At 62.0% G+C, this 25148-nt stretch carries 26 protein-coding genes; 21 read left to right on the forward strand and 5 right to left on the reverse strand.

Annotation, left to right across the window (positions count from 1 at the left end):
• Positions 1-401 precede the first annotated feature (401 nt).
• Positions 402-2453 carry a lytic transglycosylase domain-containing protein gene (locus NKI38_RS28130; protein WP_352663449.1) on the reverse strand — a complete coding sequence of 684 codons (2052 nt, stop codon included), beginning with the start codon at positions 2451-2453 and terminating at the stop codon, positions 402-404.
• A 293-nt stretch (positions 2454-2746) separates the two neighbouring features.
• Between NKI38_RS28130 and dapA the strand changes: the two genes are divergently transcribed.
• Genes dapA through NKI38_RS28145 form a run of 3 tightly spaced genes read left to right on the forward strand, consistent with a single transcriptional unit; the run spans position 2747 to position 4886 of the window.
• Positions 2747-3628 (forward strand): 4-hydroxy-tetrahydrodipicolinate synthase, encoded by an 882-nt coding sequence (dapA, locus tag NKI38_RS28135; protein ID WP_352663451.1) that lies wholly within the window; start codon positions 2747-2749, stop codon positions 3626-3628.
• A gap of 25 nt (positions 3629-3653) precedes the next feature.
• Complete coding sequence (smpB, locus tag NKI38_RS28140) at positions 3654-4133, forward strand: SsrA-binding protein SmpB (RefSeq protein ID WP_013532594.1); 480 nt, start codon at positions 3654-3656, stop codon at positions 4131-4133.
• A gap of 42 nt (positions 4134-4175) precedes the next feature.
• Positions 4176-4886: a glycoside hydrolase family 25 protein gene (locus NKI38_RS28145; RefSeq protein WP_352663453.1), complete on the forward strand. Its 711-nt coding sequence runs from the start codon at positions 4176-4178 to the stop codon at positions 4884-4886.
• A 41-nt stretch (positions 4887-4927) separates the two neighbouring features.
• Here NKI38_RS28145 and NKI38_RS28150 read toward each other — a convergent pair whose 3' ends face one another.
• Together NKI38_RS28150 and NKI38_RS28155 are read right to left on the reverse strand one after the other, a co-directional pair.
• Entirely contained in the window at positions 4928-5584 is a 657-nt protein-coding gene (locus NKI38_RS28150; RefSeq protein WP_352663455.1) for a uracil-DNA glycosylase, read from the reverse strand.
• An 11-nt stretch (positions 5585-5595) separates the two neighbouring features.
• Positions 5596-6177: a LabA-like NYN domain-containing protein gene (locus tag NKI38_RS28155; protein ID WP_023762095.1), complete on the reverse strand. Its 582-nt coding sequence runs from the start codon at positions 6175-6177 to the stop codon at positions 5596-5598.
• A gap of 328 nt (positions 6178-6505) precedes the next feature.
• Between NKI38_RS28155 and rpoZ the strand changes: the two genes are divergently transcribed.
• The 15 genes from rpoZ to NKI38_RS28230 all read left to right on the forward strand — a co-directional run bounded on the left by rpoZ (position 6506) and on the right by NKI38_RS28230 (position 21572).
• The gene (rpoZ, locus tag NKI38_RS28160; protein WP_023762094.1) at positions 6506-6907 is read left to right on the forward strand and encodes a DNA-directed RNA polymerase subunit omega; all 402 of its coding nucleotides are present in this window, start codon (positions 6506-6508) and stop codon (positions 6905-6907) included.
• A gap of 128 nt (positions 6908-7035) precedes the next feature.
• Complete coding sequence (locus NKI38_RS28165; RefSeq protein WP_352626895.1) at positions 7036-9264, forward strand: RelA/SpoT family protein; 2229 nt, start codon at positions 7036-7038, stop codon at positions 9262-9264.
• 106 nt (positions 9265-9370) lie between these two features.
• A complete protein-coding gene (gene pyrE, locus NKI38_RS28170) occupies positions 9371-9949 on the forward strand; it encodes an orotate phosphoribosyltransferase (RefSeq protein ID WP_352663457.1) in 579 nt (192 codons plus the stop codon).
• 10 nt (positions 9950-9959) lie between these two features.
• Complete coding sequence (locus NKI38_RS28175; protein ID WP_352663459.1) at positions 9960-10352, forward strand: VOC family protein; 393 nt, start codon at positions 9960-9962, stop codon at positions 10350-10352.
• Positions 10353-10366: 14 nt separating this feature from the next.
• Positions 10367-10777 carry a RidA family protein gene (locus tag NKI38_RS28180; RefSeq protein WP_352663461.1) on the forward strand — a complete coding sequence of 137 codons (411 nt, stop codon included), beginning with the start codon at positions 10367-10369 and terminating at the stop codon, positions 10775-10777.
• Between the two features lie 257 nt (positions 10778-11034).
• Positions 11035-11634 (forward strand): DUF2062 domain-containing protein, encoded by a 600-nt coding sequence (locus NKI38_RS28185; protein WP_352626903.1) that lies wholly within the window; start codon positions 11035-11037, stop codon positions 11632-11634.
• Positions 11631-12044: a holo-ACP synthase gene (gene acpS / locus NKI38_RS28190; RefSeq protein WP_352626905.1), complete on the forward strand. Its 414-nt coding sequence runs from the start codon at positions 11631-11633 to the stop codon at positions 12042-12044. Before NKI38_RS28185 ends, acpS begins: the two co-directional genes overlap by 4 nt.
• Positions 12045-12122: 78 nt before the next feature.
• Positions 12123-12872 carry a signal peptidase I gene (lepB, locus tag NKI38_RS28195; protein WP_352626907.1) on the forward strand — a complete coding sequence of 250 codons (750 nt, stop codon included), beginning with the start codon at positions 12123-12125 and terminating at the stop codon, positions 12870-12872.
• Positions 12872-13627 (forward strand): ribonuclease III, encoded by a 756-nt coding sequence (gene rnc, locus NKI38_RS28200; protein ID WP_352663463.1) that lies wholly within the window; start codon positions 12872-12874, stop codon positions 13625-13627. The genes lepB and rnc overlap by 1 nt, the downstream gene beginning before the upstream one ends.
• Entirely contained in the window at positions 13624-14550 is a 927-nt protein-coding gene (era, locus tag NKI38_RS28205; RefSeq protein WP_352626909.1) for a GTPase Era, read from the forward strand. Before rnc ends, era begins: the two co-directional genes overlap by 4 nt.
• An 86-nt stretch (positions 14551-14636) precedes the next feature.
• On the forward strand, positions 14637-15530 hold the full coding sequence (locus NKI38_RS28210) for an aminoglycoside phosphotransferase family protein (RefSeq protein WP_352663465.1): 894 nt from the start codon (positions 14637-14639) through the stop codon (positions 15528-15530).
• A 671-nt stretch (positions 15531-16201) separates the two neighbouring features.
• Positions 16202-17296 (forward strand): porin, encoded by a 1095-nt coding sequence (locus NKI38_RS28215; RefSeq protein WP_352663467.1) that lies wholly within the window; start codon positions 16202-16204, stop codon positions 17294-17296.
• Between the two features lie 135 nt (positions 17297-17431).
• Complete coding sequence (gene recO, locus NKI38_RS28220) at positions 17432-18208, forward strand: DNA repair protein RecO (protein WP_352663469.1); 777 nt, start codon at positions 17432-17434, stop codon at positions 18206-18208.
• On the forward strand, positions 18205-18723 hold the full coding sequence (locus NKI38_RS28225) for a PaaI family thioesterase (RefSeq protein WP_352626914.1): 519 nt from the start codon (positions 18205-18207) through the stop codon (positions 18721-18723). Before recO ends, NKI38_RS28225 begins: the two co-directional genes overlap by 4 nt.
• A gap of 83 nt (positions 18724-18806) precedes the next feature.
• A complete protein-coding gene (locus tag NKI38_RS28230) occupies positions 18807-21572 on the forward strand; it encodes a DUF2339 domain-containing protein (protein ID WP_352663471.1) in 2766 nt (921 codons plus the stop codon).
• Between the two features lie 3 nt (positions 21573-21575).
• Here NKI38_RS28230 and NKI38_RS28235 read toward each other — a convergent pair whose 3' ends face one another.
• A complete protein-coding gene (locus NKI38_RS28235; protein ID WP_352663473.1) occupies positions 21576-22004 on the reverse strand; it encodes a type II toxin-antitoxin system VapC family toxin in 429 nt (142 codons plus the stop codon).
• Positions 21994-22248: a type II toxin-antitoxin system VapB family antitoxin gene (locus NKI38_RS28240; RefSeq protein ID WP_023762078.1), complete on the reverse strand. Its 255-nt coding sequence runs from the start codon at positions 22246-22248 to the stop codon at positions 21994-21996. The genes NKI38_RS28235 and NKI38_RS28240 overlap by 11 nt, the downstream gene beginning before the upstream one ends.
• A gap of 289 nt (positions 22249-22537) precedes the next feature.
• On the opposite strand from NKI38_RS28240, the gene NKI38_RS28245 reads away from it, so the two are divergent.
• The 3 genes from NKI38_RS28245 to NKI38_RS28255 all read left to right on the forward strand — a co-directional run bounded on the left by NKI38_RS28245 (position 22538) and on the right by NKI38_RS28255 (position 25146).
• A complete protein-coding gene (locus NKI38_RS28245; RefSeq protein ID WP_352626917.1) occupies positions 22538-23056 on the forward strand; it encodes a sigma-70 family RNA polymerase sigma factor in 519 nt (172 codons plus the stop codon).
• Positions 23053-23847, forward strand: a complete 795-nt coding sequence (locus tag NKI38_RS28250) for an anti-sigma factor family protein (protein ID WP_352663475.1) — start codon at positions 23053-23055, stop codon at positions 23845-23847. Before NKI38_RS28245 ends, NKI38_RS28250 begins: the two co-directional genes overlap by 4 nt.
• Before the next feature lie 201 nt (positions 23848-24048).
• A complete protein-coding gene (locus NKI38_RS28255) occupies positions 24049-25146 on the forward strand; it encodes a peptidase C39 family protein (protein ID WP_352663477.1) in 1098 nt (365 codons plus the stop codon).
• The last annotated feature ends 2 nt before the right edge of the window (positions 25147-25148 follow it).

Here is a 25148-nt window from a genome sequence, read left to right on the forward strand (position 1 = left end):
AGAGCTGGTCGCCCAATACTTGTTCGGGCGGCGAAAAATACACGCCATCGATAAGCCGCCGCCGGTCAATCCGAGCCGACCAAGAGACCGATCCTCCCTCAATCAGATGGCCTTCATATATGAATAACTTTCCCCGGACAGTCCTGCCCGCAAGGAGGGAGATTGGCAGCGTCGGCGCTCAGCCCATCCTGTTGCGTTGGAGATTGGGAAGGCCGACGTGACATTCGATCTCCCCCTTGCGGGGGTTGAGGAATGGTCCGCGAAGCGGATGGAAAGCCAATTGCTTGGCTTTCCAAATGACGAACGCCCGGCAGGGCAGAGGGGGTGTGAAGGGACGTGATTCAAAGATGTCGAGCGCTGTGCAAATATCGCAGCAAGAAGGCGGCCACACCTATCATGCCTCAGCTCCGCCCGTTTACCAGATCGCCAACGATGTCGTATTTGCCGGAAATACGCATCTTGTAGACCTCGTAATTCTCCATCACGCGCTGCACGTAACTTCTTGTTTCCGTGTAGGGAATCCGCTCGATCCAGTCGACGATCGCGTCGATGTCCTTGCCGCGCGGATCGCCGTACCGGGCCACCCACTGGCTGGCCCGGCTGGGGCCGGCATTGTAGCCGGCGAAGGTCAGCACATAGGAGCCGTTGAAGCGATCGAGCTGCTCACCTAGGAAGGCCGAACCAAGCGTCGCGTTATAGCCGGCGTCGGTGGTCAACCGTGCCTGCGAAAACTGCAATCCGGCCTTCTTCGCCAATTGCTTGGCGGTGCCCGGCATCAGCTGCAGCAGCCCGCGCGCGCCTGCGCTGGACACGGCGCCGATGTTGAATTCGCTCTCCTGGCGCGCGATCGCATAGGCCAGCGCCTTGCCTGAGCCGGAAATGTCGGCCGAATCGGGAATGACGCCGAGCGGATGCAACAGCGCACCGACATCGATGCCACGCGCGCTGGCGATCTTGCCGATTTTCAGCGCTATGAAATGGTTGCCTTGCTTTTCCGCAAGGACAGCCAGCAGCGCCAGCTCGCCCGGACTGATCAACTGCCCGGCAAGGTCGCGATAGAGCGTCTCGGCATAGCGGTCGTAGCCCGCTTCTTGCAGTCGCTTGATGGCGCTAACGGCCTCACGGCCAGCAAAATTCTGCCGGTCGGCGGCACTTGGCGAGGGGTAGACGATGTTCAGCGCCTGCCGGCCGACGCGTCCTGCGGCAAGCTGGCCGTAAAATGTTGTGCCATAGGCAGCGGCGCGTCCAAAATAGTCCTTGGCATTGCCCGGACCGCCAACTTCGGCGGCACGGCCGAGCCAGTAGTAGGCGCGTGACAGCGTCATCGGCCCTTGCGCAAGGTCGGCGATGCGAGTGAAATGGGTTGCCGCAAGCTTGGGGTCGTTCAGGCCACGCAGCGCGTACCAACCGGCGTGGAATTCAGCATCCGCCGCATTGGTGGCACTTTCGGCGGCGTGGGTGGCGACGATGCGGTAGGCCGTCTTCATGTCGCCCTGGTCGACCAGTTCGCGCGAAAGCACCCGGCGCTCGACCCACCAGGCATCCGGATCGACCAGCGCATCGCGATCGGTTGGCGCCTGCATGACAATGGCCGCGGCGCCGGAAAAATTCTGCTGTTTGCGCAGATATTCGGCCTGCGCGAAGAAATAGCCGGCCGAACGTTGTGCCGTCGGTACCACCTTCAGCAGTTTGGCTGTGTTCTTGTCGCCTCTGTCGGCCGCCGCCCAGGCGTCGGCGAGCTGCTGTGCGCCGGCGAGGCCGGCGACGCGCAGTGCGGAATTCGCGCGGTCGGCATAGAACATGCGCTCCATGCGAAAACGGTGATCGGCAGCAGGGATCAGGTTGCCGAATTCCTTGATCAGCGCCGTCTCGTCCTTGGCCTCCAGAATCGCGGTGCGCCAGAACGGCGACAGCACCGAACGCGCAGCCTTGACGTCGCCGGACGCCACATAGGCGCGGGCAAGCACCATCACGCCTTCGAATGTCTGCGGCTGGCTGCCGTCGAATGCCGCAACGACGATGTTGGGAGTAGGATTCTCGCGATAGAGCGCGCGCTCGCTGTTCTTGCGCAGGGCGACGGTGCCCGGCCAGTTGGGCAGCATCTTCGCCGCGGCGGCAATGTCGCCGCTCGGAACCTTGTCGCCGCCGTAGAGCGCGATCGCCCAGGCGAGGATGTGCTGGTCGAGCGAATGGGCGGGAAGGGCATCGCGCACGGCACGGGCGCCGGGACTGTCGCCGGCCGCCAGCTCGTCCAGTCCACTCTTCAACAGAGCGACGCTGGGTGAGGTATCCTGTTGCGCCTTGTCCTGCAGGCCGGGCACCGCGATATCCGAGCCTGGCATCGGTATGGCCGAAGTGACCTGCACATCGACGCTACCGCCGGTCGCCATGCCCGGCATCAGCGCGAGCGTGGCGCCAAGCAGTGCGAAGAGGTGAGGCCGACTGCCCGGCATGATCCTTACGTCTTTCCCTATCCAGGCATTCTATCAGCAGGCCGAGAAGCTTCGAAGCCTAAACTTAGGTCGTGAAGAGCCCGTAAACAAAGAGTTAGCGAGGTCGTTCGAATTGCGCTTGCTGGCACCATGGCAATGCTTGCCGCGCAACAATGTCGAGACTATGGTGCGCCGCTTCGCTTTCGGCTAGAAGGCGCGCACGACAAAACACCGATGCATGTCGCCCAAAAAGTGGGTACCGGTTTTGGGGCGACGACTTGCATAAACAAAGAAGTCCCAAGGAGTTGGACGATATGCTGAGAGGCTCGCTTACTGCGCTCGTGACACCGTTCGAAAAGAGCGGGCGTTTCGACGAGAAAGCCTTTCGCGCGTTCGTCGAATGGCAACTCGCCGAGGGCACGACGGGACTGGTTCCCGTGGGCACGACCGGCGAGTCGCCGACGCTGTCGCACGACGAGCATCGCCAAGTCGTCAAGGTCTGCATCGAGGTTGCCAAGGGACGCGTTCCAGTCGTCGCCGGCGCCGGTTCCAACAACACCGAGGAAGCCGTTGGCCTCGTGCAGTATGCCGAGAAGGCCGGCGCTGATGCTGCCCTGGTCGTCACGCCCTATTACAACAGGCCGACACAACGCGGCCTGTACGAGCACTTCGCGACCGTCGCCAGGGCAACCAAGCTGCCGATCATTATCTATAATATCCCGCCGCGCTCTGTGATCGACATGATGCCGGAGACGATGGGCCGGCTCGTGCACGACTTCAAGAACATCGTCGGCGTCAAGGATGCCACCGGCAAGGTCGAACGAGTCTCCGAGCAACGCGCCACTTGCGGCAAGGATTTCATCCAGCTTTCGGGCGAGGATGCTTCGGCACTTGGTTTCAATGCGCATGGCGGCGTCGGCTGCATCTCGGTGACCTCGAATGTTGCGCCGCGTCTGTGCGCCGAATTCCAAGAGGCGACGCTGTCCGGCGGCAGCGCCAAGGCACTGGAATTGCAGGACCGTCTGCTGCCGCTACACAAGGCGATCTTCGTCGAGCCTGGCGTTTCGGGCGCGAAATATGCGCTGTCGCAGCTAGGCAAGGTCGAGAATGTGCTGCGCTCGCCGCTGGTCACGATCGAACAGTCGACCGCCGAAAAGATCGATGCGGCGATGAAGCACGCCGGCTTGATTAACTAGCGATGAGGCGCCACCTCTCCACATCATGAATCAAGTCAGAAAAGCCGATCCCAACAACAAGACCGTTTCGGAAAACCGCAAGGCGCGGTTTTCCTACGAGGTGCTCGACACGGTCGAGGCCGGCCTGGTGCTGACCGGCACCGAGGTCAAGTCGCTGCGCCAGGGCCAGGCCAACATCCAGGACAGCTATGCCTCGGTCGAAGGCGGCGAGATCTGGCTGATCAATTCCTATCTGCCGGAATATCTGCAGGCCAACCGCTTCAACCATGAGCCGCGACGTCGCCGCAAACTGCTGCTCAACAAGCGCGAGATGGCAAAACTGTCGCAGAGCGTCGACCGCGAAGGCATGACGCTGGTGCCGCTGAAAATCTATTTCAACGACCAGGGCCGTGCCAAGCTGCTGCTCGCGGTCGGCCGCGGCAAGAAGCTGCACGACAAGCGTGAATCCGAGAAACAGCGCGACTGGTCGCGAGAGAAGGGTCGGCTCTTAAAAGAGCGTGGGTAGGTGTGGGTAGGTAAAGAGCGTGGGTAGGCTGGGGCCATTCGTTTGAAGAACCGGATTGTCCTCTTTGGTTTGGCCAGCCTGGGCTTGGTATGTTTCGTTGCAGCAGGCGGATATCTCTATTTCAGATCATTCTCGCCGGACCGCGATAAGTATCCCGTCAGAGGCATCGACGTCTCCCATCATCAGGGCCAGATCGACTGGCGGCGTGTTGCTGCCGATGATGTCGCTTTCGCTGTCATCAAGGCGACCGAAGGCGGCGATCATGTCGATGATGCCTTTTCTACCAATCTGCGTGAGGCCCGCGCCGCCGGTCTGGCTGTCGGCGCCTATCATTTCTTCACCTTTTGCCGGCCTGGCGCCGACCAGGCGAAGAATTTCATCTCGGTGGTTCCGCATGATCAGCCGCTGCTGCCGCCGGTCGTCGACATCGAGTTCGGCGGCAACTGTCCACAGCGGCCGACGCCCGAGCAACTGAGCACTGAACTGGCCGCATTCCTCGGCCCCGTCGAGGCGGCGTTCGGCAAGCCGGCGATCGTCTATCTGACCGACGAGGCGGCACAGATCTTTGCCGGGCGCATCGCTGCCCGCCGGCTCTGGCTTCGCTCCTTGCTCCTGGAGCCGGATCGCGACGACTGGATCTACTGGCAATACCACAACAGGGGCCGTGTCGACGGCATCAGCGGCGATGTCGATCTGAATGTGCTGCAGGGTGGGCCGGCCGCGTTGACAGCGCTGTCTGCGCCGCCACGCTGACAAGTCTGCCGAACCCGTCTCTATTTCCGCAGAAACATCCTCTAAGTCCGCAGGAACGCCGCTATCTGGCTGAAAACGCTGACGAACATCGCTTCGGTCAGCACACCGGTATTGGTGTTGTAGCGTGAGCAGTGATAGCTCGAAAACAGCGTGATGCCGCCGGCCGGCAACTGCCCGCCATGCTTGAAGGGATAGGCGGCGACGCGCCCGCCCAGCGCCCGCACGGTCGACTGGTGCGCGATCGATCCCAGTGCCAGCACGGCGCGCAGGTTGGAGAACCGGGCGATCGTCGGCACCAGGAACGTCCGGCACGTGGCAATCTCGGCGCCTAAAGGCTTGTTCTCAGGCGGCACGCAGCGCACCGCATTGGTGATCGCGGTGCCGACAAGCTCCAATCCGTCATCGGGTCTGGCCTTGAATTCACCGCGCGCAAACCCGTGCGAAATCAGCGTCGAGTAGAGCAGGTCGCCGGCAAAGTCGCCGGTGAAGGGACGCCCTGTGCGGTTCGCCCCGCGCAGGCCGGGCGCCAGCCCGACGATTAGCAATTGAACCGCGGCGTCGCCCTCCGGCGGCAAAAAAGTCGGCACCGGGGCGTTGAACCAGGATGGTTCGCGCTGCCGCCACTCGGCGATGAAGTCATGCAGCCGTGGGCAGAGCGGGCAGTCGCGGCTGGGTTCGGAGGAGGAAAGGGCGGTCAAGACGACCGGCCTCAATAGTCGTCCTCGTCGACTTCGGCGGGCTCGGGCCTGCGCACCGGCCGCTCGGATGGATCGCGGCCAACTTCGTTCTTCAGTGTTGTCAGATCGATGAAATGGTCGGCCTGGCGGCGCAGATCGTCGGAGATCATCGGCGGCTGCGAGGCCATCGTCGAGACGATCGAAACCTTGCGGCCGCGCCGCTGCAACGCCTCGACCAGTGTGCGGAAATCGCCGTCGCCGGAAAAAATGACGTAGTGGTCGACGACATCGGCGAGTTCCAGCGCATCGACCGTGAGCTCGATGTCCATATTGCCCTTGATCTTGCGGCGGCCGGTCGAGTCGGTGAATTCCTTGGCCGGCTTGGTGACCACCTTGAAGCCGTTATAGTCGAGCCAGTCGATCAGCGGGCGGATCGAGGAGTATTCCTGATCCTCGACCAGTGCCGTGTAATAATAGGCGCGCAGCAGATAGCCGCGCTTCTGGAAGCTCGCCAGAAGCTTTCGATAATCGATGTCGAAGCCGAGCGCGCGCGACGTCGCGTAGAGATTGGCGCCGTCGATGAATAGAGCGATTTTTTCACGAGGGTCGAACATGGAAAATATTCCTTCTCGAAATAAACGGCCGTCTAAACGAAATGCGATAGCGACGCTCGGTCAGGCTCATAATAAACCGGCTGACCTCTACGCCATTCGAGATAGCGCCAGTTTCGCGGCAATCCAAGGGCGTGTTGCGGCACCGCAAGCAATTGTGATCGGAACACCGAACGCGTAAAGCGCAGGCTGGTTTTGCGGAATCGGGTGTCTGACCGAGAGATTGGGCGCCCTGCGGCCCAGCCATTGCCATGATGCTTGTATTTTGGCGGCGTTCGGGTTATGGACCGCGCCTGTTTTCCATCAAATCCATCGCATGAAAGGGGCATCCATGGCCCGCGTAACCGTTGAAGATTGCATCGACAAGGTCGACAACCGCTTCGAGCTGGTGCTGTTGGCCGGCCACCGCGCCCGGCAGATCAGCCAGGGCGCGCCGATCACCGTGCCGCGTGACAACGACAAAAACCCGGTCGTGGCGCTGCGCGAGATCGCCGACGAGACGTTGTCGCCCGACGACCTCAAGGAAGATCTGATCCATTCGCTGCAGAAGCATGTCGAGGTCGACGAGCCCGAGGCCGATGGCGAGGCGATTGCCGATCAGACCGGCGCCGCCGTTGCCGCCACCGACGCCGATGACACCGAAGAGAACATCACCTTCGACCGGATGACCGAGGAAGACCTCCTGGCCGGCATCGAGGGTCTGGTGCCGCCGGAAAAGAGCGACGACTACTAAGCGAGCGCTCTGGACCTGCCTGGAATACGTTTCCGGTACTTCCGTCCAGTCAGTTTCGTGGCTATCTATGAGATGCGCCGTACGCTAGTGCGGCGCATCAATCATTTCAGCACCGCGAGATTCCGCCCATGATGCGTCAGTATGAGCTTGTCGAGCGCGTCCAGCGCTACAAGCCTGACGTCAACGAGGCGCTGCTCAACAAGGCCTATGTCTATGCCATGCAGAAGCATGGCCACCAGAAACGTGCTTCCGGCGATCCCTATTTCTCCCATCCGCTCGAAGTTGCCGCCATCCTCACCGAAATGCATATGGACGAGGCGACGATCGCGGTCGCCCTGCTGCACGACACCATCGAGGACACCACGGCGACACGGGCGGAGATCGACGATCTGTTCGGCCCCGAAATGGGCAAGCTGGTGGAGGGCCTGACCAAGCTGAAGAAGCTTGACCTCGTATCGAAGAAGGCCGAGCAGGCGGAAAACCTTAGAAAGCTTCTGCTGGCGATTTCGGAAGATGTCCGCGTGCTTCTTGTCAAGCTCGCCGACCGCCTGCACAACATGCGCACCCTCGACCATATGCCGGAGGCCAAGCGCCTGCGCATCGCCGAGGAGACGATGGACATCTATGCGCCGCTGGCCGGGCGCATGGGTATGCAAGGCATGCGCGAGGAGCTGGAGGAGATCGCCTTCCGCTTCATCAATCCTGAAGCCTATCGCGCCGTCACCGCACGTCTTGTCGAAATCTTCGAGCGCAACAAGGGGGTGCTGACGGACATTGAAAAGGCGCTGTCCACGCTGTTCGAGAAGCATGCGATCAACGCCAGCGTAAAGAGCCGCCAGAAGAAGCCGTGGTCGGTCTTTCGCAAAATGGAGGCGAAGGCGCTGTCCTTTGAGCAGCTGTCCGACATTTTCGGCTTCCGCGTCGTCGTCGATACGGTCGAGGACTGCTACCGGGCGCTTGGCGCCATCCACACCGCGTGGTCGATGGTGCCGGGCCGCTTCAAGGATTACATCTCGACGCCGAAGCAGAATGACTACCGATCGATCCACACCACCATCGTCGGGCCGTCGCGCCAGCGCGTCGAACTGCAAATCCGCACCCGAGAGATGAACAAGATTGCCGAATACGGCGTTGCCGCCCATTCGATCTACAAGGATACCGGCGGTAAGACGAATGGTGCCGCCCACGCGATCTCGAAAGAGACCAACGCCTACGCCTGGCTGCGGCGCACCATCGAGCAGCTTGCCGAGGGTGACAATCCCGAGGATTTCCTCGAAAACACCAAGCTGGAGCTGTTCCAGGACCAGGTGTTCTGCTTCACCCCGAAAGGCATGCTGATTGCGCTGCCGCGCGGCGCGACACCGATCGACTTTGCCTATGCGGTGCACACCGATGTCGGCGATACCTGTGTCGGCGCCAAGGTCAACGGCCGCATCATGCCGCTGATGACGGAGCTGAAGAACGGCGACGAGGTCGAAATCATCCGCTCCAAGGCGCAGGTGCCGCCGGCGGCGTGGGAATCGGTCGTCGTCACCGGCAAGGCGCGCTCGGCCATCCGCCGCGCCACCAAGAACGCCATCCGCAAGCAGTATTCGGGTCTCGGCATTCGCATCTTGGAACGCGCCTTCGAACGCGCCGGCAAGACTTTCACCAAGGAGAGCCTGAAGCAGGTGCTGCACCGGCTGGCGCGCAAGGACATCGAGGATGTGCTGGCCTCGGTCGGCCGAGGCGAGCTTGCCTCCGCCGACGTCATGAAGGCGGTATTCCCCGACTACAAGGACGAGCGCGTCACCACGGCCGCACCCAAGCCGCGCGAGGAGGGCTGGTCGAAGATTCGCAATGCCGCCGGCATGCTGTTCCAGATCCCGGGCCGCGCCGCGCGCAAGGACAAGGATCAGCCGCGCGACGGCGCCGTGCCGATCCGCGGCGTGCGTGGCGACTTGCCGGTGCGTTTCGCGCCGGAAGGGGCAGTGCCTGGCGACCGCATCGTCGGCATCGTCCAGCCGGGCACCGGCATCACCATCTATCCGATCCAGTCGCCGGCGTTGCAGGCTTTCGACGACCAGCCCGAGCGCTGGATCGACGTGCGCTGGGACATTGACGAGCGCACCAAGGAGCGCTTTCCGGCGCGCGTCTCGGTCACCGCCATCAATGCGCCGGGTTCGCTCGCCGATATCGCCCAGGTGGTTGCGTCGAACGACGCCAACATTCACACGCTGTCAATGGTGCGCACCGCGCCCGACTTCACCGAAATGCTGATCGATCTCGAAGTCTGGGATCTGAAGCACCTCAACCGGCTGCTGTCGCAGCTCAAGGACAATTCGAGCGTCAGCGATGCACGGCGTGTGAACGGGTGAATTGTGAATAGTGAATAGTGAATAGTGAATAGTGAAAGAAGGTGCTCACTACCATTCACCATTCACCATTCACCATTCACCATTCACCATGGTCATGGAGCAAATAATGAACACTGATGAAGTGCTGGGCATTTTCCGCGAGGCCGGTGCTGTTCTGGAAGGGCATTTCATTTTGACCTCGGGCCTGCGCAGCCCGGTCTTCCTGCAGAAGGCGCGCGTGTTCATGCATGCCGACAAGACCGAGCGTCTGTGCAAGGCGCTGGCCGAGAAGATCCGCGCCGGCGTGCCCGGCAAGATCGACTACGTCGTCGGCCCGGCGATCGGCGGGCTGATCCCGGCTTACGAGACCTCGCGCCATCTCGGCGTGCCGGCGATCTGGGTCGAGCGGGAAGGGGGCGAGTTCCGGCTGCGCCGTTTCGAGATTGCCAAGGGCGCGCGTGTCGTCATCGTCGAGGACATCGTCACCACCGGCCTGTCGATCCGCGAGACCATCGAGTGCCTGCGAGAGCTTGGCGCCGAAGTGGTTGCCGCCGCCTGCATCATCGACCGTTCGGCGGGCAAGACGGATGTCGGCGTGCCGCTGATCGCACTCGCCGAATATGAGGTCCCGGCGTATCCGGCCGACCGGCTGCCGCCGGAGCTGGCCGCCATCCCGGCGGTCAAGCCCGGCAGCCGCAACATCTGACGGGGAGGCGGTGATGATCGCGGGCATCGATCATTTCGTGCTGACCGTCGCGTCGCTGGAAGTGACCTGCGCCTTTTATCAGCGCGTGCTGGGCTTTGAACGCATCGATATGCCGGGCCGGCCGACGGCGCTGGCTTTCGGCACCCAGAAGATCAACGTGCATGAGATCGGCCGCACCTTCGAACCGAAGGCGAAGGTACCAACGCCCGGCTCGGGCGACTTCTGCCTGGTCACCGACCGGCCGCTGGACGAAGTCAGCACCCGTCTCGCGGCCAACGGTGTGGCGGTGGAATTCGGTCCGGTCGAACGTGTCGGCGCCCGTGGCCCGATGATGTCGATCTATTTTCGCGACCCGGACGGCAATCTCGTCGAGGTCAGCGAATACGAACGCGGCAAGACCTGAAGGTCTGATCTCGAATGGCGACAAGCTTCAATCCACCCGGGATCTGGCAGCCATTCGGCGCATTTTCGATGCTGAAAATCCAGGGATCAGGTCAGATCGTTCATCTCAAGGGACAGGTATCTCTCGACAGAGAGGGCCAGATCGTTGGCAAGAACGACATGCGCGCTCAGGTCCGTAAGACATTGGAAAACATTCAAGCGGTTCTCGTATCCGTCGGCGGCACGATGGCCGACATCATCTCTTTGACCCAGTATGCCACCGATATAGAACAGTTCTTGGCCGCGGCTGACATTCGCAAGCAGTTTTTCGCCGAACCGTTTCCGGTCACCACCACCGTGCAGGTGGTACGCCTCTATCACCCTGACTTGCTGATCGAGATCACGGCGATTGCGGAAATTCCTCGCGACCGGTTCAGGCAACCGTAGAACATTCACAATCTGCGGGATGGTTACGTGGCCTTCCTCAAATCCGCCGTGATTGTACTATGTTGGGCAGCCCAACGCCGATCTCGAGTGCCGCAAGCGACCTAGCGCCGCCAGCCCGTTGGTTGTTCTTCGGCCGGCCCATCGCTATATCAAAGTCGTTGTTGCCTTTAGGCGACCGTAAAGCGCAGGATATGGCTGTCGTACCCCGGCTTGGAATGGCTGGGGTGTGGTGTTGGTGAACCAGGAATTGGACCAGAGTGCTTTTTCGACGCCGCAAGCCTGATGGCCTTTTCGACCGGGTGCGCACCTATCTTTGGCCGCGCCGCTCGTTTTCACGCTCGCTTCAATATTTTTCCAAGCGCATCCTGCGGCTGAAGGCCACACCGCATGCGGTGGCGGCCGGCGTCGCTGCCGGTGTCTTTGCTTCGTTCTTTCCCGTCGGTTTCCATTTCATCATCGCTGCCGTCGTGTGCTGGGTGATCGCCGGCAATCTGGTGGCGGCGGCGCTTGGCGCGGTGTTCTTCGGCAATCCACTGACATTTCCGCTGCTGTGGGGTGCCTCTTGGGAAACAGGCAAGCTCATCCTGCATGACCGCCTGCCGCAGCACGGCCCGCCGGCACATCTGGGCGAGATGCTGCACAACCTGTCCTTTGCGCAATTGTGGAAACCTATCCTCGAGCCGATGCTGATCGGAGCGGTGCCGCTCGGATTGGTCTTCGGGCTCTTGTTTTACGCCATCACGCGATGGGGCATGAACGCTTTCCGCGAGCAGCGGCGCAAGCGCCTGGCCGAGCGCGCAAGCCGGCATCAGCAATCGTCTCATCCCAGCGCAAGCATCGGTTCCGCCGCACGATGATCATCGGCATCGGCAGCGACCTGATCGATATCAGACGCATCGAGAAGTCGCTGGAGCGTCACGGTCAGCGTTTCATCCAGAGAATCTACACCGACGTCGAACAGGCCCGCTCCGAGAACCGCCGGGCGCGTGCGGCGTCCTACGCCAAGCGCTTCGCTGCCAAGGAGGCCTGCGCCAAGGCGCTGGGCACCGGTCTGGCCCAGGGCGTGTTCTGGCGCGACATGGGTGTCGTCAACCTGTCCAGCGGTGCGCCGACCATGGCGCTGACCGGAGGGGCACAGGCGCGGCTGGCCAAAATCCTCCCCAAGGGCCATCGGGCGGCGATCCACCTCACCATCACGGACGATTTCCCGCTCGCTCAAGCCTTTGTGATCATCGAGGCGTTGCCCGTCGAAGAAGCGCCACATTGATTGCATCTGACGACCGGCATTGACGTTGCCCAGCGCGCGCCGAGACTCTATACCATCCAACGCACAATCGAGGACGACATGAGCGTGGCTGAAAAAACTGAGAAGAAATCCGGCGGCCTTGGCGAGACCGTCAGCGTCATCGTCCAGGCGCTTTTGCTCGCCCTGGTCATCCGCACGCTCTTGTTCCAACCCTTTTCGATCCCATCGGGATCGATGCGGCCGACGCTTCTGGAGGGCGACTATCTGTTCGTCACCAAATGGTCCTACGGCTATTCGCGCTATTCGCTGCCCTTCGGCCCCGACATTTTTTCGGGCCGCATCTGGGGCTCCGAGCCCAAGCGCGGCGACGTGGTGGTGTTCAAGTTCCCGCCTGATCCGTCCATCGACTACATCAAGCGCGTGGTCGGCCTGCCGGGCGATAAGATCCAGGTCAAGGACGGCCAGTTGTTCATCAACGGCGTCGGCGTGCCGCGTGTGAAAACCGGCCAGATCGATAATCCCGACATCACCGAGGAATCGCGACCTATCGATGTCTATCGCGAGACCTTGCCCAACGGCGTCAGCTACGACACGCTCGACCTGAATTCGAACTCGATTGGCGACAACACGCGCGAATTCGACGTGCCGCCTGGCCACTATTTCATGATGGGCGACAACAGGGACAATTCCGCCGACAGCCGTTTCACCGTCGGCTACGTCCCCGAGGAAAATCTGGTTGGCCGCGCCAATCTTGTTTTCTTCTCGATCGCCGGCAAGGCGAGCCCGCTCGAAATCTGGAAGTGGCCGTCGCTGATGCGTGCTTCGCGCCTGTTCCACTTCGTCAATTGATGGCTTTGAAGCGCCCGACAGGCGAAACACTGGCCGGTTTGGTCAAGGCCAAGACCGGCCATGTCTTCCAAGACATCCGCTTGCTCGAAACCGCCTTGACGCATTCCAGTGCGGTCAAGGCGGCAAGCAACAACCAGCGTCTCGAATTCCTTGGCGATCGCGTGCTTGGGCTTGTCGTCGCCGATATGCTTTTTGAGAAGTTCCCTGACGCGCCCGAGGGTGAAATCGCGCCGCGCTTCAACGCACTGGTCGATGCGAAGACATGCTCCGAGATCGGCATCGAAATGCAGCTCGAGGATCTGGTCCGGGCCGACGCTGCCTTGAAGATGCGGTCGCGTGGCTCGGGCGGAAACTATCTGGCGGATGCGGTCGAAGCTCTGATCGCGGCGGTTTACGTCGACGGTGGCATCGACGCCGCGCGGCGGTTCGTCCTGCGTTATTGGGAACCGCGCTCGCGGACGGTCGTGGCAAAGCCGCTCAATCCGAAATCCGATTTGCAGGAATGGATTGCCAAGACCAGCGATGCGCGCCCCGAATATGTAATCGAAAAGCGCGAAGGGCCGGACCATCAGCCTATCTTCACGGTTTCCTTGCAGGTCCGCGGCTTTGCGCCGATAAGCGGCACCGGCGGCTCGCGCAGGGCCGCCGAAGAAGCGGCGGCTTCGGCATTTCTTTTGCGCGAAGGCGTCTGGGCCACCGCATCGGCCCAAAAAACGGAGGGCGCGCGGCGCTCTAATGAAGGGAGCGCGGCATGACCGCCACCGAAGAACCGGCAACGGAAGCTGCCCCCACGCATTCCGGCTTCGTCGCGCTGATCGGCGCGCCCAATGCGGGCAAGTCGACGCTGGTCAACCAGTTGGTCGGCGCCAAGGTGTCGATCGTCACTCACAAGGTGCAGACGACCCGCGCCATCGTGCGCGGCATCGCCACGCATGACAATGCGCAGATCGTTTTCGTCGACACGCCTGGCATTTTCAAGCCGAGGCGGCGGCTCGATACGGCGATGGTGACCACCGCCTGGGGCGGCGCCAAGGACGCCGATATCGTGCTGCTTCTGATCGATGCCGAGCGCGGCATCAGGGGCGACGCCGACGCCATCCTCGAACGGCTAAAGGATGTGCGCCAGCCGATGGTGCTGATCCTCAACAAGGTCGACCGCGTCAAGCACGAGGCGCTGCTGGCCTTGTCGGCGGCAGCGAACGAAAGGGTGCCGTTCAAGCGCACCTTCATGGTTTCGGCGCTCACCGGTTCCGGTTGCAAGGACGTGCTCGACTATCTCGCTGAAACGCTACCCGTCGGTCCCTGGTACTATCCCGAAGACCAGATTTCGGACCTGCCGATGCGCCAGCTGGCCGCCGAGATCACCCGCGAAAAACTTTATCTCAGGCTGCATCAGGAACTGCCCTATTCCTCGCATATCGAAACCGAGAAATGGGAAGAGAAGCCGGACGGCTCGGTGCGCATCGACCAGACCATCTATGTCGAGCGCGACAGCCAGAAGAAGATCGTGCTTGGCCACAAGGGCGAAACCATCCGCGCCATCGGCCAGGCGGCGCGCATGGAGATAGCCGGCATCCTCGAACAGAAGGTGCACCTATTCCTGTTCGTCAAGGTGCGCGAGAACTGGGGCGACGACCCAGAGCGCTACCGCGAGATGGGGCTCGAGTTTCCGCGCTAAAGCAGGATCCCAAGCCGAAGGTCCGCGCAGCGAAAGCGGAACCGATTTTCGGAAAAGACCATGCTCAACAAATCCGCTCCCGGTCCATGGACAGCAAGCTGAACATCGACACAGCGCTTGTCAGCCGATTGATCGCCACGCAATTTCCCCAATGGAAGGATCTTGCGGTCAGGCCGGTCGAGTTTGGCGGCTGGGACAACAGGACCTTTCATCTTGGCGATGAGATGATCGTGCGGTTGCCGAGCGCCGCGGCCTATTCCCTGCAAGTGGAAAAGGAGCATCGCTGGCTGCCAAGGCTGGCGGCTCTGTTGCCGCTGCCGATCCCCGTGCCGCTGGCGATGGGAGTTCCGGCTGAAAACTATCCCTGGCATTGGTCCGTCTACCGCTGGATCGAAGGCGAGACGGCAAAGCGGGAGCGTATCGCCAGCTTGCCGCAATTCGCGACGGATTTGGCCGCGTTCCTGGTTGCCTTGCAGCGTATCGATCCCACCGGCGGACCGACGCCGGGACAGCACAACTTCTTTCGCGGCGGACCGCTCAACGTCTACGATGGCGAAACCCGGGAGGCGATCGCCGCCCTCGACGGCAAGATCGATTCGGATGCCGCCGGTGCCGTGTGGGAAGCAGCGCTTGCCTCGAGATGGCACGGTGAGCCGGTCTGGTTCCATGGTGACGTCAGCTGGGGAAACCTGCTGGTCGGGCAGGGCCGGTTGAGCGCGGTGATCGACTTCGGAACTTCGGGCATCGGTGATCCCGCCTGCGATCTGGCGATTGCATGGACGCTGTTCGAAGGCAAAAGCCGGCAAGCGTTCCGCGCCGGCCTTCCAGCCGATGAGGCGATGTGGGCACGTGGTCGTGGCTGGACGCTGTGGAAAGCGCTGATCACGGTGGCCGGACACATCGACGTGAATCCCGTCGAGGTTGAAAAATCCCGACATGTAATCGATGAAGTGCTTGCCGATCACGCTCAGCGGGCTTGAGGCGCCGGGGCGATACGGCCAAAAACCCCCGAGCGGTTTCTGAAAGATATCCGATATCTCCATAGGGCGGCCGATATTGTTCGGCGGCCTCGCCGTTGCGGGCACGATCCATCTCGATTGGCGCGCAACCGACTCACAGTGAGGCGCTGGGCCGCTGTCACAATCTGCAACGCGACAGCGCTTTGGGAGTTTCGATCGCCTCGGCAAAATGCCGGCCGGCCTGGCGGGCACCATCGACGCTTCATCGCGACGACAGAGCGCGATCATTCAGATGAATGTCATCTGGCGATGGAGAGCAGCAGCAGAAATCAGTTCGATTTCCACGAAAACGAGGTAGATATTGCGGATTTTGGCCGCATAGCAGAAATGTGATGCGTTGAAAATATAATTAGCCGCGAAAGAATCCGAGTATATATTGAATATATGACGTTGTGCCGATTGTACCATTCGCAGCGTGCATAAGTGTTATTTGTGCAACACAGAATTATTCTGTTATCGGAATATGAGTTATTTCAAAAATCGTCATTGAAGGCGGAAGACCGATGGGTATGTTCGCGACCGAAAAGGGGGAGCGGTGCGAGCCTTTTTCACTGTGGGGATGAGGCGGGAAAACATTGCCGCCAGCCACAAATCCGAAGCCATTTTAAAACTATGACTGGAGAGGTCAGCAAATGAATATCAAGAGCCTCCTTCTCGGCTCAGCCGCGGCACTGATCGCGGTGTCCGGCGCTCGTGCCGCGGACGCTGTCGTCGTCGCCGAACCGGAACCGGCCGAATACGTCAAGATCTGCGACGTCTACGGCGCTGGCTACTTCTACATTCCGGGCACCGAGACCTGCCTGCGCATCGGCGGCTACATCCGCTATGACGCCAGCTTCGGCGACGGCAATCGCGTGCTGGACGGCACCAAAGCCATCGATTCCCAGGATGGCGGCATCAACGACACCTGGAGCAAGAACGCGCGCTTCACGCTGAAGACCTGGACGGGGCAGGAGACCGAACTCGGCACGTTGAAGACCTACACCGAGACGCGCTTCAACTTCGGTAGCGTAACCACGGCCAAGGGCGCCGATGGCTTCGCGATCGACAGCGAGGCCGGCAACAAGGCTGCCGATCTGCATTTCGCCTGGATCCAGCTTGGCGGGTTGCGCGTCGGCAAGGACGAAACGGCCTATGACTCCTTTATCGGTTATGCCGGCAACGTCGTCCAGGACACGATCATTCCCTACGGTCTCAAGGACACCAATCTGATCAGCTACTACTTCGACGCTGGCAACGGCTTCTCGGCAGTGGCCTCGCTCGAAGAAGGTTCGGGCGCTGACACCATCGACAGCTACGTTCCGCATGTCGTGGGCGGCGTGAAGTACAAGGGCGATTGGGGTGCGATCACCGCGGTCGGCGCTTACAACAGCAACTGGGAGGAATGGGCTGGCAAGGCTCGCCTCGACATCAAGGCGACCTCGGATCTGACCCTGTTCGCCATGGTGGGCTACGGCACCGACGATAACAAGGCGACCAACTTCTACAAGCCATGGACCGGCAACTTCGCCGTCTGGGGCGGCGGCACCTACACCGTCAACAAGAAGGTCCAGCTCAACGCCCAGGTCTCCTACACCGACTTCCAGGACTTCGCGGTTGCCGCGAACGTCGCCTACACCATCGTCCCCGGCTACACGATCACGGCCGAAGTCGATTATTTCAAAAATTTCGACGACAAGTTCGAGGATGGCGTCGGCGGCATCGTTCGCTTCCAGCGCTCGTTCTAACGGATCGACCGACCTTACCAGACCACCCGCAGCACATCACTGCGGGTGGTTTTGTATGCTGATGTGAGATGTCGGCTTTCCGGGCGCCAAACCCAACCCTTGATTTCGCCATCCAACAGGTGAAATGCTCTTGGCATGGAATGGCGCGACGAGGGAATCATTCTCGGCACCCGCAAGCATGGCGAAACCAGCGCCATTCTGGAGGTGATGACGCGTGCGCATGGCCGTCATCTCGGCCTCGTTCGTGGTGGCCGCTCGCGCAAACAGCAGCCCGTGCTCCAGCCCGGCAATCGCGTCGACCTGTTATGGCGGGCGCGGCTTGACGAGCATCTCGGCACGTTCCAGGCCGAGGCGATCGAGATGAATGCCGCCCGGCTGATGGACAGCGCCGTCGCCGTCTATGGACTGCAGACCATGGCCGCGCATTTGCGCTTGTTGCCCGAGCGCGACGCGCATGAAGGTCTCTACCAAACGCTTGCCGTGATGATCGCCCATCTCGACGATGCCGATGCGGCCGGCGAACTGGTGGCGCGATTCGAGCTTCTGGTGCTGGACGAACTCGGCTTTGGTCTCGATCTCACTCAATGCGCCGCCACCGGCACGCGCAAGGACCTGGCCTATGTCTCGCCGAAGTCGGGTCGCGCGGTATCGCGCGAAGCAGGCTTGCCATGGCGCGACAAGATGCTGGCCTTGCCGGCCTTTCTGCAGCGCGGCTCCGGCCTGCGCGCCGATCCGGCAGCGGTCGACGATGCCTTCCGGCTGACCGGTTTCTTCTTAACCCGCCACGTCTATGAGCCGCGCGGCATAGAGCCGCCCGACGCTCGCGCCGGCTTCCTCGCCGCATTGCGCAAGCACCACGCGCGCGGCAAGGCCATTGCCGGCGAGGACGCTGCCAGAGAAATCATCACATGAGCGAGGTCGAACTTTATCCGGGCCGGGTCTCGCCGCTCGGCCTTGGCACCATTCCGCATGCCGATATCCTGAAATATAGCGGCTTGGAGTTGCTGCAGCGCATCATCGACGGCAAGTATCCGGCGCCGCCGATCTCCTTTCAGCTCAGCTTCGCGCTGACTGAAGTGTCGGAAGGCCGTGCCGTGTTCCGCGGCGTGCCCAATGAGCGCCACCTCAACCCGCTGGGCGGCGTGCATGGCGGCTGGGCGGCGACGCTACTCGATTCGGCACTGGCCTGCGCCGTGCAGACGCTGCTCGTCAGGGGTGAGGCCTACACGACGGCGGAGTTCAAGGTGAATTTGACGCGGCCCATCACACCGAAAACCGGCGAGGTGGTCTGCGAGGGCAAAGTCGTCCACAAGGGCCGCACTTTGGCCGTCTCGGAAGCAACGCTGAAGGATGCCGGTGGCAAGCTGCTGGCTTTCGGCACCGAAACATGCTCGATCTTTCCAGCGGCCAATCTGGCGGCACGTTGAGTTTTGCGGCCGTTTGGCCGCCGCATTTGAGTGTCAGTGAGACTGAACGTCAGTGAAAACTGGCCTGGTTTGGGGGAACCGCCATGTTTGAAAGCCTGATCGGCCTTGTCGCCATCATCGCCTTGTTCGTCATCATTTCGCGTCAGCAAAGCCGCATTGGCCTTATCGAGCGCGAGCTTGGCGCGCTGCGCAGCCTGGTTCTTTCCGGCGCCGTGCCGCCCGCGGCCAAGCCGTCCGAACAGGCAGCGCCCGACGGCGCGCCCGCTGATGTGGCTCCGGCCGCTGTGGCAGCGGCCGACATTCCCTCGCCCGTGATAAGCGAGCCGGTCTCCGCACAGGCGCCGGCTATGGAAGCGGAAGCCTCGACTGGTGAGGTCGTGTCCGGGCCATGGACGCCAAGCGAGGCGGCGCCGAAGGCAGCGGAACCCGCCGCAGCGGCGAAAGCCGCGCGCCAGTCGGATGTCGAAACCGCGCTTGGCACCCGCTGGGCGGTCTGGGTCGGCGGCATCGCCCTGGCGCTGGGCGGCCTGTTCCTGATTCGCTACACCATCGAGGCCGGCATTTTCGGTCCGGGCGTGCGGCTGACCATGGCTGCGGTGCTCGGCCTTGTGCTGGTCGCCGGCGGCGAGTTCATCCGTCGCACAGGCTTTAGAGTGCCGGTGCAAGGCGTTGCCGGCGCCTACATTCCAGCGATTCTGACCGCGGCTGGTGCCTTCATCCTGTTCGGCACAGTCTATGCCGCGCATGGCATTTATGGCTTCATTGGCCCGGCACTCGCCTTCACGCTGCTGGGCGCCATTGGCGTGGCGACGATCGCAGCCGCCCTTGTCCATGGTCAGGCGCTGGCCGGCATCGGCCTCGTCGGCGCCATGGTGACGCCGGTGCTCGTCGCCTCGCAGGCGCCCAATCCCTGGGCACTGTTCGGCTATCTCGCGATCGTGCTCGCCGCCGCCGGCGTCATCGCCCGCATGCGCGACTGGAAGGCGTTGATGGCGGCGGCCTTTTTCGGCACCGGTGCCTGGACCATCCTCTACATGACCGATGCACCGGGGGCGAACCTCTCCGCCATCCTGTTCATCGACGCCGTCACGCTCGCCGTGCTTGCTTTTGTCTGGCTCGCTCGCCGTGGCGATGAAGCCAGCCCAGCCACGGTTTTCGATTGGCCGTCCATCGTGCCTGGGCTGTTCGTCGCATTCTCGGCGCTGGGCCTGTCGGTCGACCCGGTCTTCGCCGCCGCCGGCTATGCCTTGCAGGGCGCGGTGGTGATAGCCGCGATGGTGGCCGTCGCGCTCTATCGCCGGCTGGCGCTGCCGCTGCTTTATGCAGCCGGACTGGTCACGGTGCTGATCTATCTCGGCATCATCCCGCCAACGTTGATCGCTTCCGATTTTTCGGGCGGTGCCCTGGGCGTCGATGGACTGCCCGTGGCCACGTCCAATGCGCTGACATTGCGCATCGGCATCGCACTTGGCCTGGTCTTCATCGGCGCCGGCTTCTGGGCCGCGCGCAGGTCCGCCGGCGGGACGCAGATCCGCGCGGCCTCATGGGCAGCGTGGGGCGTCATCGTCCCGCTGGTCATCCTGCTGGCACTCTGGTTCACCTTCGGCAATCTCGACCGTGACTTTGTCTACGCCGCCGTCGCAGCACTGCTTGTCGTCGTTTTCGCCGCCGGCGGCGAATGGATCGCACGGGCCGAAGAACCGCCGCTCAAGGGCGGCGTCGCGGTGTCTTTTGCCTTGGGCGGTGCGGCCGTCGCCGGTCTCCTGATGCTGCATATGGCTTTCGATTCCGGCTGGACCACCATCCTGCTCGGTGCGGCGGCCATCGTGCCGGCGCTGGCCACGCGCTGGCGCTCTTATCCGGTGCTCGGCTGGATTTCGGTCGGCGCGGTGATCGCAGTGCTTGGCCGCGTCGCCTTCGACCCGACCGTCGTCGGTGCGAAGTTCCTCTCCACGACACCGGTGTTCAACTGGTTGCTGCCGGGCTACGGTGTGCCGGCGCTGGCCTTCGGCTTCGCCGCCTGGCAGCTCGCGCGCACCACCCCCACACCACCAATGGCTGGCAATGGCCGGCCGCGCCTCGCCATGGAAGCGGCGGCGGCGCTGTTTGCGCTGCTCACGCTCGCCATGCTGGTGCGCCATGCCATGCATGGCGGCGTCATCGACACGGGTGCTATGACGCTGGCCGAACAGGCGATCTACACGCTGATCGCCATCGGCGCTGGCACCATCCTGGTCGCCATCGATATGCGTTCGCCAAGCTCGGTGCTGCGCTATGGTTCGATGGCCGCCGGTGTGATCTCGGTCGCCTTCATCGTTGTCCGGCATTTCGTGGTGCTGAACCCTTTATTCACAGACGAGTCAACAGGCCGGATCCCGGTGTTCAACCTGTTGTTCCTCGCCTATCTCTTGCCGGCGGTCGCCGCCGGTGGGCTAGCGCTCTATGCCAGGGACAAGCGGCCGAAATGGTATGCGCAGATGCTGGCCGTGGTGGCGGCCGTGCTTGCCCTGGCCTATGCCACACTGTCGGTCAGGCGGCTGTTCAAGGGCGAGTTCATCGGCTTGTGGAGCGGGCTCGGCCAGTTGGAGACCTACACCTATTCGGCGCTCTGGCTGATCATCGGCGTCGCACTGCTGACCGCCGGCGTATGGCTAAAGTCGCAGGTGCTGCGCATCGCCTCCGCCGCGCTGATCGCGATCGCCGTGCTGAAAGTCTTCATCTTCGACATGTCGGAATTGGAGGGAGTGCTCAGGGCGCTGTCCTTCATCGGCCTCGGCGCGGTGCTGATCGGCATCGGACTGTTCTATCAGCGGCTGCTGACGCGGGCGACCAAATCTGAAGTCGGGTAGGGCTCAAGCCAGGTCGGTCTGCGAGAAATCGTTGCCCTTGTAGAGCAGCGGTATCCGGTGAGCCTTGGCACACGCGTAACTGAAGCAATCTCCGAAATTCAGCTTGGCGGGATGGCCCACATATCGGCCATAGTCGCGAGCGGCTTTGATGGCGAGTTCGCGGATGCGTGCATCTATTGGTATCTCTACAGCTCTAAGCTCGGCCAGGAAGCCTACAACGATCGTTTGGCACCGATCGATTAAGACTGCTGGTGTCAGGGCTTGGTCGCCGTTTTCCGCCAGGGATGTACTGCGGGCTATCCCAATGATCGCTTCGAATGCGGAGCTCGGAGAAAAATAGAGCTTGTCGGCACGTTCAGCTTTTCCTAGCAGACTGTCCGCATCTGCCTCCTGCAGGAGGATCGCGATGATAGCCGAAGCATCAAGGAACATCAGGTTCTCCCCATCCTTCGTCCATGAATTTTTTCATGTCGAAGTTCGGGTCACGAGGACCAAGTGCGCTTGCAGCGTCCTGAAACTTCTTGATGCGCTCGCTCAATGGAAGGACGGCGTTCGTCCGTTCAAGCTCGCGCTTGAGGGCAATCCGGACCGCTTCCGTCTTTGTCGGCGCCTTGATCGCAGACTGCAACTGGCGAGCCAGCGCGTCGACCTCGTCATCACGGATGTAAAGAGACATGCTCGGCTTCCTCGGTCAGACGTATATCTTAAATTGAATATACGGAATATACGATTTTGAATATACACTCTCTCGGGCGGATTTTCAATTCTGCCGGATGCGTTTTCGTCTATCGTGCGGAAAGACGAGACACCCTCTCAGTTTTCTGCCGGGAATAATTTAGCCGGTCATGTCGTTATCTCATTGCTTGGGTGACCGGGGCGGCGGACCGCTTCGCGCTGGCCGCTTGCGCCGCGCCGAGAAGGCGCGTTCAATCGAGATCAACAAGGCGACCCCAGAAACAGCGGTCATGGACGAAAAGAAGGCAGCAATCCTTGGCGAAATACCGCGCCTGCGCCGCTACGCACGCTCGCTTTTGCGCGACGGCGACGCTGCCGATGACCTCGTCCAGGATTGCCTCGAGCGGGCGCTTGTGCGGCTCGACAATTGGCAGACAGGGGAAAGCCCCCGGCGGTGGCTGTTTACGATCATGCATCATTTGTTCATCGACCAGATGCGCAAGGTGAACCGTCGCGGCGAAGCGGCGATGCTGCCGTTGGAAGCCGGCGAGGCCGTTGCCCAGCCGGCCGAGCAGATGGAGAGCATCGCCTCGCGCGAGATCATCGACGCGTTGCAGGCGATCAGCCCCGACCGCCGCGCAGCCCTTGTCATGGTTGCCATCGAAGGTTTTTCCTATGCCGAAGCCGCCAACATTCTGGGCGTGCCTGCCGGCACGCTGATGTCGCGCATTGCGCGCGGGCGCGAGGAATTGCGCGGGTTGCTGGACGACACAGCGCGGCGCCGTGCGATAAGGATCGTCGAGAAATGATCCGCCGTGACTTCTCCGAACGTGACATCCACATGGCGCTCGATGGCGAGTTGCCCAGCGACGAGCGCGCCGCTTACGATGCCTGGCTCGACGCCAATCCCGAGATGAAGGCCAAGAGCGCTCGCTTCACCGCCGATCGGACGGCGTTGCGGACCGCCTTCGCAGGCGTGTTGGACGAACCCGTGCCTGCGCGGTTGCGCAAGGTCGTGCTCGGCGAGGCGCCGGTCAAGGTCGCGGTGCCACGCTCGCGCTGGTGGTTTGCCGCTGCCGCTGCAGTGCTTCTGGTCGCCGGCGGGCTTGGTGGCTATCACCTTGCCGGCATCGACGGCATCGGGCAGGAGGATCCGGCGGAGGATCGGCTGGCCGAGCAGGCAATCGCGGCCCATGTCATCTTTGCCGCCGAAAAGCGGCATGCGGTCGAAGTGCCGGCCAGCGACAAGGACCATCTGCAAACCTGGCTGTCCAACCGGGTCGGGCTGAAGCTGGTGGCGCCGGACCTGACCGCGAACGGTTTCCAGTTGATCGGCGGCCGGCTGCTTCCGGCCGGCGAGAGCAGGGCCGCCATGCTGCTTTACGAGGATGACAAGGGCGAGCGCATATCTCTCTACGTCACGGCGGAATCGGCGGAAAATGCCAAGGGAACCTATGCATCGGCGCAGGACGGTCCCAGGGCCGTCTACTGGCTGGACAAGGGCTATGGCTGCGCCGTCGTCGGCTCGCTGCCGCGCGAGCAATTGGCCGTTGTGGCAAAGAGCGCCTATGGCCAGCTTTTGGCCGGCCTGGCCGGTTGAACAGCCGCTTTTGATGGCGACACCGGTCCTCATTAGTGATCTTGTTCAAAGCGTTTTTGCATCGCCGGGCTGCCGCCGAATCTGTCACAATTCGGCCCTATTCGAAGAGCGATAGCGCTTTGTGCCGTTAGTTTTTCGACTGATGTCTTGAACGTTTTCGAGTAGGGCATTTCCCCACCAATCGAGGTTTTCTCAAGCCGCATGCCTGCCGAGATCCGCACGGCCCGCGCATCTGACGTCGATGACCTCGCCGCCATCGAGAAAGCTGTTTTCTCAAGCGACCGCATTTCCCGTCGCTCCTTCCGCCTGTTCATCGAGCGCGAAACCGCCGAGACGCTGGTCGCCGAAGTCGATGGCCGCCTGGCCGGCTATGCGATCGTGCTGTTTCGCAAGGGCAGTGGCGTCGCGCGCCTCTACTCGATCGCTACCAGTCCGTTTTTCGGTGGGCTGGGTGTTGGCCGCGTGCTGCTCGGATCCGCCGAAGACGCCGCCTTCGAGCATGACCGCATGATGCTGCGTCTCGAGGTGCGCGAGGACAACAGCCGCGCGATCCGCATCTACGAACAAGCCGGCTATCGCAAGATCGGCCGCGAACCAGGCTACTATGAGGATGGCGAGACGGCACTTCGCTATGAAAAAACCCTGCGCGGCGACATTCCGATCGCCACCAAGGTGCCGTTCTATCAGCAGACCTGCGAATTCACCTGCGGCCCGTGCTGCCTGATGATGGCCATGGCCAATTTCGATCGTGGCTTCGTGCCGGATCCGATCATGGAAATCCGACTGTGGCGTGAGGCGACGACCGTCTTCATGATGTCGGGTCCCGGTGGTTGCGAACCATTCGGTCTCGCTGTCTCGGGGTACGAAAGCGGGCTTGCGGCGGAGATCTACGTTTCCTTCTACGGCGCGCTGTTCCTGCAATCGGTGCGCAGCGAGGACAAACGCCGGGTGATGGAACTGGCCCAGGTCGACTTTCGCCGGCGCGCGGAACTTTACGGCATCCCGGTGAATTACCGTGCATTCACCATCGACGATATCAGGGCCGCGATCGCTCAGGGGAAACTGGTGCTGGTGCTGATCAGCGGCTTTCTGATGTTCGGCAAGAAGGTGCCGCATTGGGTGCTGGCGATCGGCGATGACGGCGACCATATCCTGATCCACGATCCTTGGGTCGAGGACGAAAGGCAGGAGACCATCCTTGATGCCGCCAACATTCCCGTGCCTTACGGCATCTTCATGAACATGGCGCAGTTCGGCCGCGACGGACTGCGCGCCGCCATCACTCTGGGAAAGCGCTGATA

The sequence above is a fragment of the Mesorhizobium sp. M0621 genome, from assembly GCF_040320745.1.
Taxonomy (GTDB): domain Bacteria; phylum Pseudomonadota; class Alphaproteobacteria; order Rhizobiales; family Rhizobiaceae; genus Mesorhizobium.

Bases quoted from the DNA above. Each gene is read 5' to 3' on its own strand.
- NKI38_RS28130 (WP_352663449.1), bottom strand. From the start codon at position 2,453: ATGCCGGGCAGTCGGCCTCACCTCTTCGCACTGCTTGGCGCCACGCTC.
- dapA (WP_352663451.1), top strand. From the start codon at position 2,747: ATGCTGAGAGGCTCGCTTACTGCGCTCGTGACACCGTTCGAAAAGAGC.
- smpB (WP_013532594.1), top strand. From the start codon at position 3,654: ATGAATCAAGTCAGAAAAGCCGATCCCAACAACAAGACCGTTTCGGAA.
- NKI38_RS28155 (WP_023762095.1), bottom strand. From the start codon at position 6,177: ATGTTCGACCCTCGTGAAAAAATCGCTCTATTCATCGACGGCGCCAAT.
- rpoZ (WP_023762094.1), top strand. From the start codon at position 6,506: ATGGCCCGCGTAACCGTTGAAGATTGCATCGACAAGGTCGACAACCGC.
- NKI38_RS28165 (WP_352626895.1), top strand. From the start codon at position 7,036: ATGATGCGTCAGTATGAGCTTGTCGAGCGCGTCCAGCGCTACAAGCCT.
- pyrE (WP_352663457.1), top strand. From the start codon at position 9,371: ATGAACACTGATGAAGTGCTGGGCATTTTCCGCGAGGCCGGTGCTGTT.
- NKI38_RS28180 (WP_352663461.1), top strand. From the start codon at position 10,367: ATGGCGACAAGCTTCAATCCACCCGGGATCTGGCAGCCATTCGGCGCA.
- acpS (WP_352626905.1), top strand. From the start codon at position 11,631: ATGATCATCGGCATCGGCAGCGACCTGATCGATATCAGACGCATCGAG.
- lepB (WP_352626907.1), top strand. From the start codon at position 12,123: ATGAGCGTGGCTGAAAAAACTGAGAAGAAATCCGGCGGCCTTGGCGAG.
- rnc (WP_352663463.1), top strand. From the start codon at position 12,872: ATGGCTTTGAAGCGCCCGACAGGCGAAACACTGGCCGGTTTGGTCAAG.
- era (WP_352626909.1), top strand. From the start codon at position 13,624: ATGACCGCCACCGAAGAACCGGCAACGGAAGCTGCCCCCACGCATTCC.
- NKI38_RS28210 (WP_352663465.1), top strand. From the start codon at position 14,637: ATGGACAGCAAGCTGAACATCGACACAGCGCTTGTCAGCCGATTGATC.
- NKI38_RS28215 (WP_352663467.1), top strand. From the start codon at position 16,202: ATGAATATCAAGAGCCTCCTTCTCGGCTCAGCCGCGGCACTGATCGCG.
- recO (WP_352663469.1), top strand. From the start codon at position 17,432: ATGGAATGGCGCGACGAGGGAATCATTCTCGGCACCCGCAAGCATGGC.
- NKI38_RS28225 (WP_352626914.1), top strand. From the start codon at position 18,205: ATGAGCGAGGTCGAACTTTATCCGGGCCGGGTCTCGCCGCTCGGCCTT.
- NKI38_RS28230 (WP_352663471.1), top strand. From the start codon at position 18,807: ATGTTTGAAAGCCTGATCGGCCTTGTCGCCATCATCGCCTTGTTCGTC.
- NKI38_RS28235 (WP_352663473.1), bottom strand. From the start codon at position 22,004: ATGTTCCTTGATGCTTCGGCTATCATCGCGATCCTCCTGCAGGAGGCA.
- NKI38_RS28240 (WP_023762078.1), bottom strand. From the start codon at position 22,248: ATGTCTCTTTACATCCGTGATGACGAGGTCGACGCGCTGGCTCGCCAG.
- NKI38_RS28245 (WP_352626917.1), top strand. From the start codon at position 22,538: ATGGACGAAAAGAAGGCAGCAATCCTTGGCGAAATACCGCGCCTGCGC.
- NKI38_RS28250 (WP_352663475.1), top strand. From the start codon at position 23,053: ATGATCCGCCGTGACTTCTCCGAACGTGACATCCACATGGCGCTCGAT.
- NKI38_RS28255 (WP_352663477.1), top strand. From the start codon at position 24,049: ATGCCTGCCGAGATCCGCACGGCCCGCGCATCTGACGTCGATGACCTC.